The 14,164-nt window shown below is 60.6% G+C and carries 11 protein-coding genes and 2 pseudogenes; 7 read left to right on the top strand and 6 right to left on the bottom strand.

Features of this window, described 5'->3' with window-relative positions:
- Together P3T16_RS25150 and P3T16_RS25145 are read left to right on the top strand one after the other, a co-directional pair.
- Positions 1–142 (top strand): annotated as a pseudogene (locus P3T16_RS25150) (MarR family transcriptional regulator); the annotation flags it as partial.
- A 280-nt stretch (positions 143–422) separates the two neighbouring features.
- Positions 423–1,939 (top strand): annotated as a pseudogene (locus tag P3T16_RS25145) (CoA-acylating methylmalonate-semialdehyde dehydrogenase).
- Between the two features lie 58 nt (positions 1,940–1,997).
- Here the strand turns inward: P3T16_RS25145 and P3T16_RS25140 are convergent.
- The 3 genes from P3T16_RS25140 to P3T16_RS25130 all read right to left on the bottom strand — a co-directional run bounded on the left by P3T16_RS25140 (position 1,998) and on the right by P3T16_RS25130 (position 3,895).
- The gene (locus tag P3T16_RS25140; protein WP_429344346.1) at positions 1,998–2,489 is read right to left on the bottom strand and encodes a hypothetical protein; all 492 of its coding nucleotides are present in this window, start codon (positions 2,487–2,489) and stop codon (positions 1,998–2,000) included.
- A gap of 240 nt (positions 2,490–2,729) precedes the next feature.
- Positions 2,730–3,209, bottom strand: coding sequence for a DUF1348 family protein (locus P3T16_RS25135; RefSeq protein ID WP_429344341.1), 480 nt, complete (start codon positions 3,207–3,209; stop codon positions 2,730–2,732).
- Positions 3,206–3,895 (bottom strand): TetR/AcrR family transcriptional regulator, encoded by a 690-nt coding sequence (locus tag P3T16_RS25130; protein ID WP_429344340.1) that lies wholly within the window; start codon positions 3,893–3,895, stop codon positions 3,206–3,208. Before P3T16_RS25130 ends, P3T16_RS25135 begins: the two co-directional genes overlap by 4 nt.
- A 119-nt stretch (positions 3,896–4,014) precedes the next feature.
- Here P3T16_RS25130 and P3T16_RS25125 point away from each other — a divergent pair, with 119 nt between their 5' ends.
- Complete coding sequence (locus P3T16_RS25125) at positions 4,015–4,665, top strand: YceI family protein (RefSeq protein ID WP_429344339.1); 651 nt, start codon at positions 4,015–4,017, stop codon at positions 4,663–4,665.
- A gap of 180 nt (positions 4,666–4,845) precedes the next feature.
- Here the strand turns inward: P3T16_RS25125 and tdh are convergent, their stop codons facing one another.
- Positions 4,846–5,877, bottom strand: coding sequence for an L-threonine 3-dehydrogenase (gene tdh / locus P3T16_RS25120; protein WP_429256295.1), 1,032 nt, complete (start codon positions 5,875–5,877; stop codon positions 4,846–4,848).
- Positions 5,878–5,892: 15 nt separating this feature from the next.
- Positions 5,893–7,092 (bottom strand): glycine C-acetyltransferase, encoded by a 1,200-nt coding sequence (locus tag P3T16_RS25115; RefSeq protein WP_429344338.1) that lies wholly within the window; start codon positions 7,090–7,092, stop codon positions 5,893–5,895.
- A 153-nt stretch (positions 7,093–7,245) separates the two neighbouring features.
- On the opposite strand from P3T16_RS25115, the gene P3T16_RS25110 reads away from it, so the two are divergent.
- The 3 genes from P3T16_RS25110 (at position 7,246) to P3T16_RS25100 (ending at position 9,588) form a co-directional block, all read left to right on the top strand.
- Positions 7,246–7,872: a helix-turn-helix domain-containing protein gene (locus P3T16_RS25110; protein ID WP_429344337.1), complete on the top strand. Its 627-nt coding sequence runs from the start codon at positions 7,246–7,248 to the stop codon at positions 7,870–7,872.
- A gap of 127 nt (positions 7,873–7,999) precedes the next feature.
- Complete coding sequence (locus tag P3T16_RS25105) at positions 8,000–8,395, top strand: DUF2471 family protein (RefSeq protein WP_429344336.1); 396 nt, start codon at positions 8,000–8,002, stop codon at positions 8,393–8,395.
- A 158-nt stretch (positions 8,396–8,553) separates the two neighbouring features.
- Positions 8,554–9,588 (top strand): tyrosine-type recombinase/integrase, encoded by a 1,035-nt coding sequence (locus P3T16_RS25100; protein ID WP_429344335.1) that lies wholly within the window; start codon positions 8,554–8,556, stop codon positions 9,586–9,588.
- Positions 9,589–9,711: 123 nt separating this feature from the next.
- On the opposite strand, the gene P3T16_RS25095 is transcribed toward P3T16_RS25100, so the two are convergent.
- A complete protein-coding gene (locus tag P3T16_RS25095) occupies positions 9,712–10,917 on the bottom strand; it encodes a DNA-binding protein (protein ID WP_429344334.1) in 1,206 nt (401 codons plus the stop codon).
- Between the two features lie 1,839 nt (positions 10,918–12,756).
- Here P3T16_RS25095 and P3T16_RS25090 point away from each other — a divergent pair.
- Positions 12,757–14,109 (top strand): replication initiation protein, encoded by a 1,353-nt coding sequence (locus P3T16_RS25090; RefSeq protein WP_429344333.1) that lies wholly within the window; start codon positions 12,757–12,759, stop codon positions 14,107–14,109.
- Positions 14,110–14,164 lie beyond the last annotated feature (55 nt).

The raw sequence follows: 14,164 nt of genomic DNA, 5'->3' as shown, positions 1-14,164 counted from the left end.
CGGTCGACGGCTGCGCGAAAAGGCCCTGAAGATGGATCTCAGCGAGGCAACTGGCCTCGCGCCAGACGAGTTTGCTAAAGTGCAGAAGGCGATCGTGACGCTACGTAACAATCTCGTCAACGCAGTCCAGGCCGGCGAATAAGCGTTGAGTAGCCCGATTGACGCAATCCTTTTCGCGCCGTGGCCAATCGAAAGCTCAGCGGCCGTGGCGCAGCCGGGCCGGCCTCCTCGTTAAATTGCGATTTGTTCCCGCGGCGCAAGACTGTTTGTTCGATGCGGGTATTCGAAATCCGGGTCAATGCGCCTACATTCGCGTCTATTGGAGCCGTCGGCCCGATCGGCGTTGAAGCCGAACAACCGATGTTCGAAGGCATGAGTAGGCGCGGCGCGAGCAGCGCCGGCATCCCCACACAGAGGAACGTATGAACGAAGCAGATCAAGGCGCTGTGCGCGAGCTGAGTCATTTCATCGACGGTCAACGCGCCGCTGGCGCGAGCGGGCGGTTCGGCGACGTATTCGATCCGGCGCAAGGCCGGGTGGCGGCCCGCGTGCCGCTCGCAAACGCAGCTGAAGTCGCCGCCGCCGTCGCCGCTGCGAAAGCCGCGTCCCGGCCTGGAGCGAAACCGCGCCGCTGAAGCGCGCCCGTCTGATGTTCAAGTTCAAGCAGCTGCTTGACGCGCATCACGACGAACTCGCCGAGCTCGTTACGCGCGACCACGGCAAGCTGTTTTCGGACGCGAAGGGCGAGGTGCTGCGCGGTATCGAAGTCGTCGAATTCGCGTGCGGCATTCCGAACCTGCTCAAGACCGATTTCACCGATCAGATCGGCGGCGACATCGACAACTGGAATCTACGTCAGCCGCTCGGCGTGGTCGCGGGCGTCACGCCGTTCAACTTCCCGGCGATGATTCCGCTGTGGATGTGTGTGATGGCAGCCGCGTGCGGCAACACGTTCGTGCTCAAGCCCTCGGAGCGCACTCCGTCGGCATCGGTCCGGCTTGCCGAGCTGTTCCTCGAGGCGGGCTTTCCCAAAGGTGTCTTCAATGTCGTGCAGGGCGACAAGGTCGCCGTCGATGCGCTGATCGAGCACCCCGATGTGGCCGCGATATCTGTCGTCGGCTCAACGCCGGTCGCCGAATACATCTACAGCGAAAGCGCAAAGCGCGGCAAGCGCGTGCAGGCGTTGGGCAGTGCGAAGAACCATCTGGTCGTCATGCCCGACGCCAATCTCGACCAGGCCGTCGATGCGCTGATCGCCTCGTCGTATGGCTCGGCCGGCGAGCGCTGCATGGCGACCTCAGTCGCAGTGGCGGTAGGGCGTATTGGCGATGAACTGATCGAGCGCCTCGCGCCGCGCGTCCGCTCGCTCAAGATCGGCGGCGGCATGGAGCCCGATCTGGACATGGGGCCGCTCGTCACCGCCGCGCATCGCGCCAAGGTGTCGGGCTATATCGATGCGGGCGTCGCGGCAGGTGCCAGGCTCGTCGTCGATGGTCGCGGCCATACCGTGCCCGGCCATGAAGAGGGCTTCTTTCTCGGCGGCTCGCTCTTTGACGACGTGAAGCCTGATATGAGCATCTATCGAGAGGAGATTTTCGGGCCGGTCCTCTCAGTTGTCCGCGTGCCTGATCTCGCGAGTGCGATAGCACTCGTCAACGCGCACGAACTGGGTAACTGTGTCTCGCTGTTCACATCCGACGGAGGCGCGGCGCGCGCATTCTCGCGGCAGATTCAGGTGGGCATGGTGGGCATCAACGTGCCGAGTCCGGCGCCGGCGGCGTGGCATTCGTTCGGGGGCTGGAAGCGATCGCTGTTCGGCGATCATCACCAGTACGGCCAGGAAGCCGTGCGCTTTTACACGCGCTACAAGAGCGTCATGCAGCGCTGGCCCGACAGCATCGCCAAAGGTGCGGAATTCGCGATGCCCGTGGCTAAGTAAGCCGACCTGAGCGTGGCGACGCCTCTCTTGCGGGTAGTCGCTCTCGACTGGAAACGTCCTAGAACTTCACCTTCAGCTGAAACCCGATCGTGAACGGCAGATTATCCGAGGGGATCGGCGGAATCAGAATGACGTTCGCACCGACGCGCTTATACTCGAACATCAGAATCGGCGCGACCACAGGCCCGATCGTGTGATCGTGACCGAGTCCCCAGTTGCCGTAGTTGTAGCCTGAGATGATGCCGCCGATCACCGAGAGTCGCACAAAACCCCAGTGCGTGAAGTCTGGCGACCAGACGCCGCCGCCATACCACGACGGACGTGACAGCGAATTGCGAAAGCCGCCAGCCGTCAGCGCCCATTCGTTGTTCAACCAGCATTCGACGCCGAGCCCCGGATTGAACTGGTTGAAGTGTTCATTTGGATCCGGGTTGATGTGATACGACCCGAGCATCACGTCTGCCCAGACGCCGCCCTTGCACCAGTCGGCCGCGTGCGCGGCCGTCGCCATTGTCAGACTCGCGGCTGTTGCCATAACCGCGCATGCCATTTTGATTTTCGCGCGCCAGAAACGCATGTCCTCTCCGCCGTCGGTCGGATGCCGACGTGATCATGTTCTTGTCGAGTGTTTGTGTGACCACCGTCGCGCACTGTACCTCAACCCAAAGGACACGAAGTGGCAGGCACGCTCGGAAAAGCGGGCACGCGAACTGCGCCGCGTGCCGCTCAGGCAGAACAATAACGGAGAACCGATGGCGAATCGGTGAAATAAGGGCCCGCGTGCCTGAGACTACAGGCCCAGATCCGACAGGCCGGGATGATCGTCTGGACGACGCCCGAGCGGCCACCGGTACAGGCGATCGGACTCGCGGATCGGCATATCGTTGATGCTCGCGTGGCGATGCGCCATCAGGCCATCCGCATCGAACTCCCAGTTCTCGTTCCCGTAGGAGCGGAACCAGTTGCCCGAGTCGTCGTGCCATTCGTAGGCAAAACGCACGGCGATCCGGTTATCGGTGAACGCCCACAGCTCCTTGATCAGCCGGTAATCGAGCTCCTTCGCCCACTTGCGCCGCAACAGGCCGACGATTTCCGCGCGGCCGGTGACGAACTCCGCGCGATTGCGCCAGACGCTTTGCGGCGTGTAGGCCAGCGACACACGCTCGGGATCGCGGGTATTCCATCCATCTTCTGCTCCACGTACTTTCTGGATCGCCGTTTCGCGCGTGAAAGGGGGAAGGGGCGGGCGGCTTTCGATCGGTTCGGTCATGACTTCTTCTCCTGAGCTCGGGTGGACGCCCGACGGGCCGACGGGCGAGAGACTGCGGGTTCTGCTTCCAGCAACCGTTCGGCTGCGGCACGCGCATCGAGCGCGGCATCGGGGTCGCCGCTGACGAGCGCCACGCCGATCGCGCCATCAATCAGGATCAGCCATTGACGCGACAGACGCGCAGCGTGTTCTGCGCCCTGATCGGTGGCGTTTTTGCTGGTGGCGTTTTTGTCGATCGATACGACGTATTCATCGCAAACCGAGCGCACGAAGCGCAACAGACGCTCCTTGTGTTCGCGTGCGACGACACGGATCGGATCGTCGGCGGCTTCGATTTCGCCGGCGGCATTGAGGAATGCGCAACCGTGGAAATCGTCCGACGTGAACCACTCGCGCAGCACATCGAACATGCCAATGAGCCTCGCGCGCGGCGTTGTGCCGCGATTCAGCGTGTTGTCGGTGAACCAGTTCATCCAGCGTTCGTCACGCCGTTCGAGTGCGGCAGCGACGAGCGCGTCCTTCGAACCGAAATGCGTATAGAAGCTTTTGCGCGCCGTGCCGGACTGACGGACGATCGCGTCCACGCCGGTCGCGTGAATGCCGCCGGCGTAGATCAGTGCCTCGGCAGCTTCGAGAAGCCGCTCGCGCGCGCCGGCTGTTGACGGGTTGTCATTGGAGGTAGCCATGCACGAAAGGTAGAACGATCATTCTCCCTTGTCAAGTAGCGATGTTGAATCGGGCTGGATCTGGTTCGGCTTCGGCGCTTTGCGTTATCGTGGTGTTCTTCGAAACCTGGATCGACGTCATGCGGACACTCACGCTTCGTGCAGCTTTCACGCGCGTTCTTTTTCTCACGGCGCTTGCAACGGCTGCCGCCTGCACGCCACTTCAGGTCGTCACGCATACGGTAAGCACGACGGAAACCCGCGTTCCCGTCGGGCACTACACGCTTGATCCAGACCATTGCAGCATTACGTTCGACGTCGATCACTTCAAGTATTCGCGCTTCACGATGCGATTCGATCGCAAGACGGCGCAACTCGACTGGAATCCGGGCGGCCTCGATAAAAGTTCAGTGGCCGTCGTGATCGACGCGGCAAGCGTGGATACCAACGTGCCCCTTCTGGACAGGATGGTGAAAGGCGAACAGATGCTGGACGCTCTCCGCTATCCGGAGATACGTTTCGTGAGTACACGTTTTCTGCGCACCGGCGAATCGCGCGGAACGCTGAGCGGTGATCTGACGATTCACGGCACTACGCAGCCAGTCACACTCGACGTGACGTTCAACGGCTTTGCGCCCGATCCGCTCACAAAGAAGGACACCCTCGGCTTTTCGGCGGACGGCCATTTCAGCCGTGCGAAGTTCGGTCTGTCGACGTGGTATCCGGCCGTCGGCGATGACCTGCATGTGCGCATTCAGGCCGAATTCGTGAAGCCGCCCGCGGGAGTTTAGTGTGTGAATGCGTGATTGTGTGATTGTGTGGGTGGGCGGCGAGTGTCGTGGTGAGGTGGTGGTGAGGCCGTCGTGAGGTCGTGGCGAGGCCGTCGTGAGGTCGTCGCGATGCGTTGCGTTGCGTTGCGTCGCGGCAGACGGGCGCCCCGTCGCGCCGACAACACGCGACGGGGCGCTGAATCAGACCGTCGTCCAGTCGAGAATGACCTTGCCGCTTTCGCCGGAAAGCATCGTTGCGAATGCGAGTTCGTAGTCGTCGACGGGAAAACGATGCGTGAGAATCGGCGACAGGTCGAGCCCGCTTTGCAGCATCGCGACCATCTTGTACCAGGTCTCGAACATCTCGCGTCCGTAAATGCCCTTGATTTCGAGACCCTTGAAGATCACCTGAGTCCAGTCGATCGCTGTCTGCGCAGGCGGAATGCCGAGCAGCGCAATCTTTCCGCCGTGATTCATCGCTTCGAGCATGCCTGTAAACGCGCTCGGCACGCCGGACATCTCAAGCCCGACGTCGAAGCCTTCGGTCATGTGGAGATCGTCCATGACATCGCGCAACGATTCGCGCGAGACATTGACCGCCCGCGTTGCGCCCATCTTTCGAGCGAGGTCGAGACGATAGTCGTTGACATCGGTGATCACCACGTTGCGGGCGCCGACGTGCTTCGCGATCGCTACAGCCATGATGCCGATCGGTCCAGCACCGGTGATCAGAACATCTTCTCCGACGAGGTTAAACGAGAGTGCGGTGTGCGTCGCGTTGCCAAATGGGTCGAAGATCGCGGCAAGATCGTCGGAAATCTCGGGCGGAATCTTGAATGCGTTGAAGGCTGGAATCACGAGATATTCGGCAAACGCGCCCTCGCGATTGACACCAACGCCTACCGTATTGCGACACAGGTGACGCCTGCCTGCGCGACAGTTGCGGCAAAACCCGCAGGTAATGTGGCCTTCGCCCGATACACGGTCCCCAATCGCAAAGCCGCGTACCTCCTGCCCCATCTCAACGATTTCGCCAACATATTCATGCCCGACGTGCATTGGCACGGGAATCGTCTTCTGCGCCCAGTCGTCCCATTTCCAGATATGAATGTCTGTGCCGCAAATCGCGGTGCGCGTGATGCGAATCATCACATCGTTGTGCCCGACTTCGGGTTTTTTCACGCGCGTGAGTGTGAGTCCCGGAGCGCGTTCGAGTTTGGCGAGTGCTTTCATGTTGGAGGCTCCGTTTCAGATAATGCCGAGCGTTCGGCCAACTCGCGCGAACGCGTCGACGGCGCGATCGATCTGTTCAGGCGTATGCGCCGCACTCATCTGGGTGCGGATGCGGGCGCGGCCTTTCGGCACAACCGGAAACGAGAAACCGATGACATAGACACCCTCTTGCAGCAGCGCGTCGGCCATACGCGACGCGAGTTGCGCATCGCCAAGCATGACGGGAATGATCGGATGCTCGCCCGGCACGAGCTTGAAGCCGAGCGCGCTCATCGCGCCGCGGAAATGCGCGCCGTTGGCACGCACGCGCTCGCGCAGCTTCGCGCCTTCGTCGCTGGCGAGAAGTTCAAGCACCTTCAGCGATGCCGCGGCAATGCTCGGCGTCAACGTGTTCGAGAACAGGTACGGACGTGAACGCTGCCGGAGCAGTTCAATGATTTCCTTGCGCGCGGCGACGTACCCGCCCGATGCGCCGCCCAGTGCCTTACCCAGCGTACCCGTGATGATGTCGACGCGCGACAGCACACCGCAATGCTCCGGCGTGCCGCGTCCGTGTTCGCCGACAAAGCCGACTGCGTGCGAGTCGTCGACCATGACAAGCGCGCCGTAACGATCTGCGAGGTCGCAGATGCCCGCGAGGTCGGCGATGATGCCGTCCATCGAAAACACGCCGTCGGTGGCGATCAGCTTGAATCGCGCGCCAGCCGCATCGGCTTCGCGCAACTTTGCCTCAAGATCGGCGAGATCATTGTTCTTATAGCGAAAGCGCTTTGCCTTCGACAGCCTCACGCCGTCGATGATGCTCGCGTGATTCAGTTCGTCGCTGATGATCGCGTCGGATTCGTCGAGCAGGGTTTCGAACAAACCGCCGTTCGCGTCGAAACAGCTGGAGTACAGGATGCAGTCTTCCGTCTGCAGAAACGCCGAGATCTCGCGCTCCAGTTCCTTATGCACCGTCTGCGTGCCGCAGATGAAACGCACTGACGCCATGCCGAACCCGTCCCGATCAAGACCGTCTTTCGCCGCAGCAACCAGCCGCGGATCGTTAGCGAGACCGAGATAGTTATTTGCGCAGAAGTTCAGCACCTCGGCGCCGCCTTCGAGGCGCACGTCGGCCGATTGCGGACTGGCGATCACGCGTTCGGTCTTGTAAAAGCCATCGCTGCGAATCTGGTCAATCGTGCTGCGCAGATGGGCAAGAAAGGGATCACGCATGAATCAGGCTCCTGAATGGGTCGGCGGATCACGCCGTGGTAATAGCTCGCGGACCGGCAGCCTGTTATAGTCGGCTGTCAGCTTTACCGGATAAATTCGATTTTTCGAACTAAAGTTCGATATGTCGAACAACTTTAAACGATAGGTCACCCGATGGCAAGTTCCGGGACACGGCGCGCTTCGACTTTGTCCGCGCCCGCATCCACTGCCCAGTCCGCCGCGACGGTCGCGGCGCCACCGCGCGTGGGCGAGCAGATCCAGCGTTTGCGCGGCGAACGACGGATGACGCTCGACGACCTCTCGCGCGCAGCGGGCGTGTCGAAGTCGATGCTGTCGGAGATCGAGCGCGACAAGGCCAACCCGACGATCGCCGTGGCGTGGCGCCTGACGAATGCGCTCGGCGTCAGCCTCGATTCGCTGTTCGCGCAGCAGAAGCCGCCTGAAGCAATTGCCGTGTCCGGGCCGCACGAGATTCCGACGCTGAGCGGGCACGACGGCCGCTATCAATTGCGCGTGTGGGGGCCGATTGAACTGGCCGGGAAGTTCGAGTGGTACGAACTGACGCTGCAGCCGGGCGGGGCGCTCGTCTCGAACGCACACGAACCCGGCACGCGCGAACACCTGACAGTATTGAACGGCACGATCGAGATCGAGGCGGCGGGCACGCACCGCAAGCTGAAGGCGGCCGACACGGCGCGCTATATCGCCGACGAACCGCACGCGATCCGCAACATCGGAAAAGGCGACGCCAAAGCGTTGCTGGTCGTGATCCACGGGTGATGCTCCGATCTGATGTAACCCTTGCACGATAGCGCAGCGGCAAACATCTGGCGCCTCGGCCGAATGGCCGAGGTTGCGTCAACCACTGTATATTTGTACAGTACAGGTGGATTGACCGGAGCCGAACATGAACCATCCAAACGACCATGACCTTGCCGCGCTGCGCTTCCAGGCGGCAGCGCGCGATCTCGAACACATCGTGCGTCACATTGCAGAGCGCTACATCGCGCAGCAGGTGCCACTAACGTGGCGGTTGCTGCACGCGATCGAGGCGGAGGCGCTCGCCGATCTGGGATTTGCAAGCCGCCACGATGCGTTTTTGCTGGTGCTGTTTCAGCGCCCGGACGGCCTGCCGTACCCCGAGACTGACGACACCGCAGACTTCGGCGCATCAAACGCGTTGCCCGCTGTGTTCGCCTTCGCTGTCAGCGCCTATGACAAGGCGCGCAACGCATCCTCGCAGCCCGCGGCAGCGCGTGCGGGGGCAATGCGCTCGCGGCGGACCCGGGCGTGGAGAGGCTGAACCGGCATGCCCGTTCAGCCCGGGCGCGCACTCGAACGCGCCCGTGCGTAGCCGTCGTTGCAGCGTCGTCCAGATTATTGCCAGCCGTGGAAGACCTCGCGCCTGGAAAATCCAGTCTGGATGACCTACACTGCCACGCAACTAACGGATATTCAATCATGGTCACTTCGCCTACTTCCTCGCAGTCGCACCGGCCATCGGCAGTCACCGATCTGTTCGACCAGCAAAGGGAAGACTGGCGTCGTGACCCACGCATTGCGTTCGACGCATGGCTGGCGGGACAAAATTTCCGCCGCTCGTCGGCCGAGGTGTATCGCGCGCAGTGGGGATTATTTCTAGACTGGTTGAAGGTTCGACGAAGAAGTCTCACGACTGTCGACATGCGGACCATTGCTGACTTCGTCGCGGGTCTCGATATCCGAAAACCGCAACGCGTCAGGTATTTGCGCCTGATCGAACGCGTTCTCGATCACGTCCGCGAGATCGAACTGGCATCGACGAACCCGGCGCGCTTCATTGCCCAGGACGGCGAAGCGGCCTGGCGCAATGCTCGCGATAATGAGCCTACCGGATTCCTGACTTCGGTGGAGCGGTCAATGCTGGTCGCACATCTGTTCTCGTCTTTGGCGGACCTCTCCATTGCAGCTCGATGGCGTGAACGTCGCGACCGCGCGTTGATCGCAGTCTTTCTCGGAGGCGGACTCAAGACGGGCGAAGCTCGAGCGCTAACCATTAGTTGCGTGAATTTGGGTTCACCATGGGTTGTGGTCGAGGCGGCCAATCCCGCTTTTACACGACGCACACGGCTCTCGCCGTTCGCCGTGGCTGTCATGGATGCATGGCTGGCGGAACGGCGTCTCTCTGAACTGGCCGGCAATCTCGTATTTCCCGCGTCACCTTCCGGACGGCCGATGCACAAGGCCACGATGCTGCGATCGGTCGATGCACTTATCGAGACAGCGGGCATTGCAGGATCGCGCGCGGCGCGCGCAAGTCCGCATACGTTGCGCAATACGTTCGCGGCGGATCTGTTTGAAACCGGCGTCGAGCCAGAACTCGTTGGTCAGTGGCTCGGATTCATGCAACCTGTCTCCGCGAACCGACTGCATCGTGCGTGGCAAAACTGGACAGGTCAACAGGAAACACCTGCGTCCGACGAACCCGATCCTGCGTCTGCGACGCGCTCCACCTAGGCGCCGGTCCGTGCGCGGGTGGGAATCTCCTCCCGACAGTGCTCACCTTTCGGCTCCCGAAACCGCTCACCTATATAGCGCGGTAAACAAGGTAAGTTCGGACACGCATCGCGCTGTCTCTACTCAGTTCTCCACTGATACGCGCTCGATGGACAAAAACCGGGTCACGGCCTCGAGTCTCGAATCGCCCAAGCCCGAAGAGTGGTCGCATTCCGGACACAGCAATTCGTAACGGTGATCGACCTGCGACAGCTCCGGTTCTCCTTCCTCACATTTCGGGCAGTGCGGCGGTAGAGCGACCTGAGCGTCGGCCAAGGTTCCGATCGCGCCGAGTTCGTCGGGTGTCAAGCGTCCAGCACCTGCAAGCGCGCACAACAGGTCGGCGATCGCCGGATCGATGCCTTCCTGCGCCCGCAGAACAGCGACTTCCTTGCTCAATGCATCAATTTCGTCCGACTGCTCGCGCACCTGCGCATCCAGGCGGTCGCCGCGAGCCTTTGCAGAAGCAATTTGCTGGATGAAGTCGAATTCCTTCCGGCTCGCGTCGCGCACGCCGGACTGATACGTCGCGGCCATGCTACGAAGCGAGTCCAGTTCGACTAGCATCGGTTTCACGCGGCGCTCGGCTTCGGCGACCGCATCCTTGATCTGCTGCGCATAGTGTTCCGTACTTTGGAGCATGTCCGTGTGCAGCGCGTCGATCCGGTCCCGCAATCCCGCATTGGTTGCCTGCTCGGTGTCGAGGCGTTTGCGGAGCGTCTCATTTTCCGCTTCGAGGCGGCGAACCGTCGCCCGCAGACTGTCCTGATGCGCCGATCCATGTGAATTTGCTGCAGCGAGCTCGGTTTCCAGTTCCCGGATCCGGTTCCAGGCTGAGTCGGCGCGAATTTCGGCGCGTTCGACTGCTTCTTCCGACGCGTCCCGACGAATCTCCGCTTCGCGGGTTTTCTGCTCGGCGGCCTGGAGCTGAGCCTGCATCGCCTCGCGATCTTCGTCGAGGGTGGAACGCGCGTGCGTCATCGCCTCCTGGAACAACTCACCCAGTAATTCACCCGCACGGTCTTCAAGTGCTTTCGGAATGGCGCCAACGCCAATACGCACCTTCGATGCGCCGCGAATGCGCTCCCAAAAACTGTCGATGTCCTTCGGAATGTCACTTGCGCTACCCGTTTGAGTCAGGTCGCGCACGGTCGCCATTGAAGGTCGTATGCCCAGGTCAAAAAAAAGTCGCTTGCATGCGTGAAGCGAAAGTTCCTGACGGCGCGCGCCGTTTGCGCGCATCAACTCAAGTTCCTGGCGGATAGCCCGGCGTTCTTCGTCTGAGTTCATTCATGCCTCGATGAAACCACGATTCGGCGAATCATAACAATTTACGTAGTAAACGATACGAATTTATGCTTCGAGGTGTGGTTACTGCTCAGGTGCTGTCCCGGATCGCTTTCTGGTCACGTCTGTTGCTCAATGAGAGGGAATTACCGTGAAACAAAACGAAGAATAGCCAATAAGCGACTGTAAATAAAGGAGATTACGACGTTGTCGGCAAAATTGGGACTGTTTCACGAAGCGTAATGATGGGCTCGATTTTGATGTCCGGAAATTTTCCGGCGACACCGCAAGGTTCTCGTTGAGAGTAATAGAAGTAAACACCCTTGAACCTAGGTTAAAAACGTTAACGCCGCGGCAAACCCTTACCTGGTAAGGATCTCCGGCCGGTGAGGTGAAGCTTTACGGGACAGTTGGTGAGGATTCGCGGGACGCCGCGGTGATGGGGTTCAGGGACGTCGGTGAGATGGTTCAGGACAATGAGTGAGCGGCTTCGGGAGCGCTGCCTGAGGTGAGGGCGCGGCAAAGGTGAGTTTTTTCAGGACCCGATCGGCCGGTGGGCCAGCATTGACCTGAAAGACGACTGAAGAAAGTTGAATTCCGCGGGTGAGCACCTGCGGGACGCTGCCAGGGCCTTCGTTTTGCTCGATTTTTGGCCCCAAAACGACGACTGGTGAGTCATAACGGGACAGAACGCGACTCGAAGGTGAGGTTTTTCGGGGCTCGGATGCCGAAACGCCCCATTTTTGGGCGCTTGCGTGCCTTGCGGTGAGTATTTACGGGAGTTGCGGTGATCGATGCCTTCACCTCGAATCATGATTTCTGGCGTCGACGGGCGCCAGAATCCGCAAAGGTGAGGAGATTCGGGACGTGGATCGGGATATCCATGGAATTCGACGATTGCCCTGCCCCGTGTGTCCATGGTGAGCTTTTTCAGGACCCCTGTTTCGTGATGTGTTCCAGACGGATGAGGTTTTTCGAGGGATAGTTTGTAGTTACTCACCGGAAACGCCCCGCCAGCGTTCGTCGGTGAGAGGACTTTTCGATCGATTCAAGATTGAATGGTGAGGAAATGCGGGAGGTGCGCTGGATTTTCCTCTTTGAGAGCACGGCGATCCATGAAAGCCTTTCGGTGAGTATTTACGGGAGCGTGTCCACCCCGAGACAAAGCTTGATGAATCGATGGTAAGTGCCGGGAATGATTGGCTATTTTTCTCAGATTGCCGAAAGGTGAGAGTTTCCGGGACCCCCAATGCGCGACACGCCCGGCAGCCTTCGTTTGCCCAATGGTGAGCTTTTTCGGGAGTAAAAACGTTGATCTGGTGTGCCACTCGGACGACGATCCCGGGTAAACGGGCCTTCGCGAGCGTCAAAGGTGAGGTTTTTCGGGACTACGTTCCCTTCTATCGATCCTTTTGCCCGTCTGGACCCTCCTCCGCGGTGCCGGGCTGGACGGTCTTATCGATTTTCCCGGCTCAAAATGCCCGCACGGCCAGATCGAAGAGGTGTCCGCTCCGTTTTTTTCGATCCCTGTCGTCAAAATCATGGATTGGTGCTGCTTTGGGCGACCGGCGTCGCAAAATTGCGACGAAGTTGGTCGGTGAGTTGATACGGGAGCTGAAATTACCTCGAATATCGGGCTCAATTTGAACTACTTTTCCAGACCCCGCGACGGGCAACGCTCACCGCCGCGACTACAATTCAGCGGCGGTGAGGACTTACAGGAAGGGTTCGAGGTGAGTTGCCGTTCGTAAACACACTTCACCGGCAATGGTGAGAGGCGCCCTATAGACGTGCTTCACCGCAGCCGGTATCCTTTCGCCAAATCCCTCCTCGACCCGACGCATGGCCACGAAGCGCGCGAAGAAGACTGATGTGGTGAGCCCGAGCTCCGCCGAATTGCGCAAGGCCGTTGAGGCTATTGCCATTCAGCCCAAGAGCGGCAAGATCACACTGCTTACCCGGAAGCTGTTCAATGTGCTGCTTGCGGTGGCTCAGCAGGCAGACGAATCCGGCGACACCTATCGCGCGTTGCTGTCCGACATCGTCGCGAACTCTGCCTTCGATTCGAACGACACGGCGCTTGTTAAGGAGCATCTGCGGCGGATGGTGTCGGTGCAGGTGGAATGGAGCACGGGTACCTCGAGCCAGAAGCCTGGCCGCAAGTGGGGCATTTCCACATTGATCGCCGACGCGGAAATTCTTGAGGATCCGGCGACCCGGCGTGTGTGGGTGGAATTTTCGTTCGCGCCGAAGATCAAGAAAAAGCTGCTCGATCCGGTGCAGTACGCGCGGCTGAGTCTGCAGTTCCAGAGCCAGTTGCGTAGCAGTGCGGGTCTTGCGCTCTATGAAATCTGCGTCCGTTACCTGACGAACCCGAGCCATCTGACGATGCGCGAGGCTTGGGAGTGGTGGCGCCCTATCCTGTCCGGCACGCCGGACACTGAAGCCGGTGACGAAGCAAAGCGCGAATATAAGTACTTCAAGCGCGACTATCTTCGCCCCGCGATTGCGGAAGTGAATGCCGTGACCAACATCTTCGTCGAGCTGATCGAGCATCGCGAAGGCCGGAGGGTCGCGGAGATCCAGTTTCGCGTCACAGAGCGCAAGCAGCCGATGCTGGCGCTCGATGAACATCCGAACGTCTTTGACAGCACGCTCGTCGACCGGATGGTGAAGATCGGCATTCCGCTGAAAGAGGCGCAGACGCTCTACGCCGATAGCGAGGAAAACCGGATCCGTGCGGCCTTGCAGATGACCGAGCAGCGTATGCGCAGCACCACGTTGCCGCCGGTACGCAGCGCCCCGGCGCTGTTCAAGGACGCGTTGAAGAAGGGCTACGCCCCGCCGGTCGAACCGCTGCCGTCTGTGGATGGCGTCAAGGGCATTGCGACCGCCGTGCCGGCGGACGATCTGAAGGCGCGGCTGCTTGGAGAGTATTCCGCCTACCGTCGCAAGGAGGCGCGCGCACTTTACGACGAGCAGGGTGAGTCGGAACGGGATCTGGCGCGCCAGTCATTCGAGGAAGATGAGCTGCCGGCGCTGGGTGCGCATATGCGTGACGACTGGCGCCGTCGCGGCCTGGATTCGAAGCTCGCGGAAACGGCTTTCTTCGACTGGCTGGCTCGCAAGACGTGGGGCGATCCTACCGATGGCGATCTGCTCGCCTTCACCCTGAGCCAGTCCAGAGCCGCCTGACACCGCGGCGTGCTATCGGGATGCCCGCCCGCGTCGGCGCGCATCCCGAGTGGTT

Origin of the sequence: Paraburkholderia sp. GAS42 (assembly GCF_050436565.1) — a bacterium.
GTDB lineage: Bacteria > Pseudomonadota > Gammaproteobacteria > Burkholderiales > Burkholderiaceae > Paraburkholderia.
Note: the sequence above shows the minus strand (reverse complement) of the source record. Positions and strands in the feature narration are given on the sequence as shown.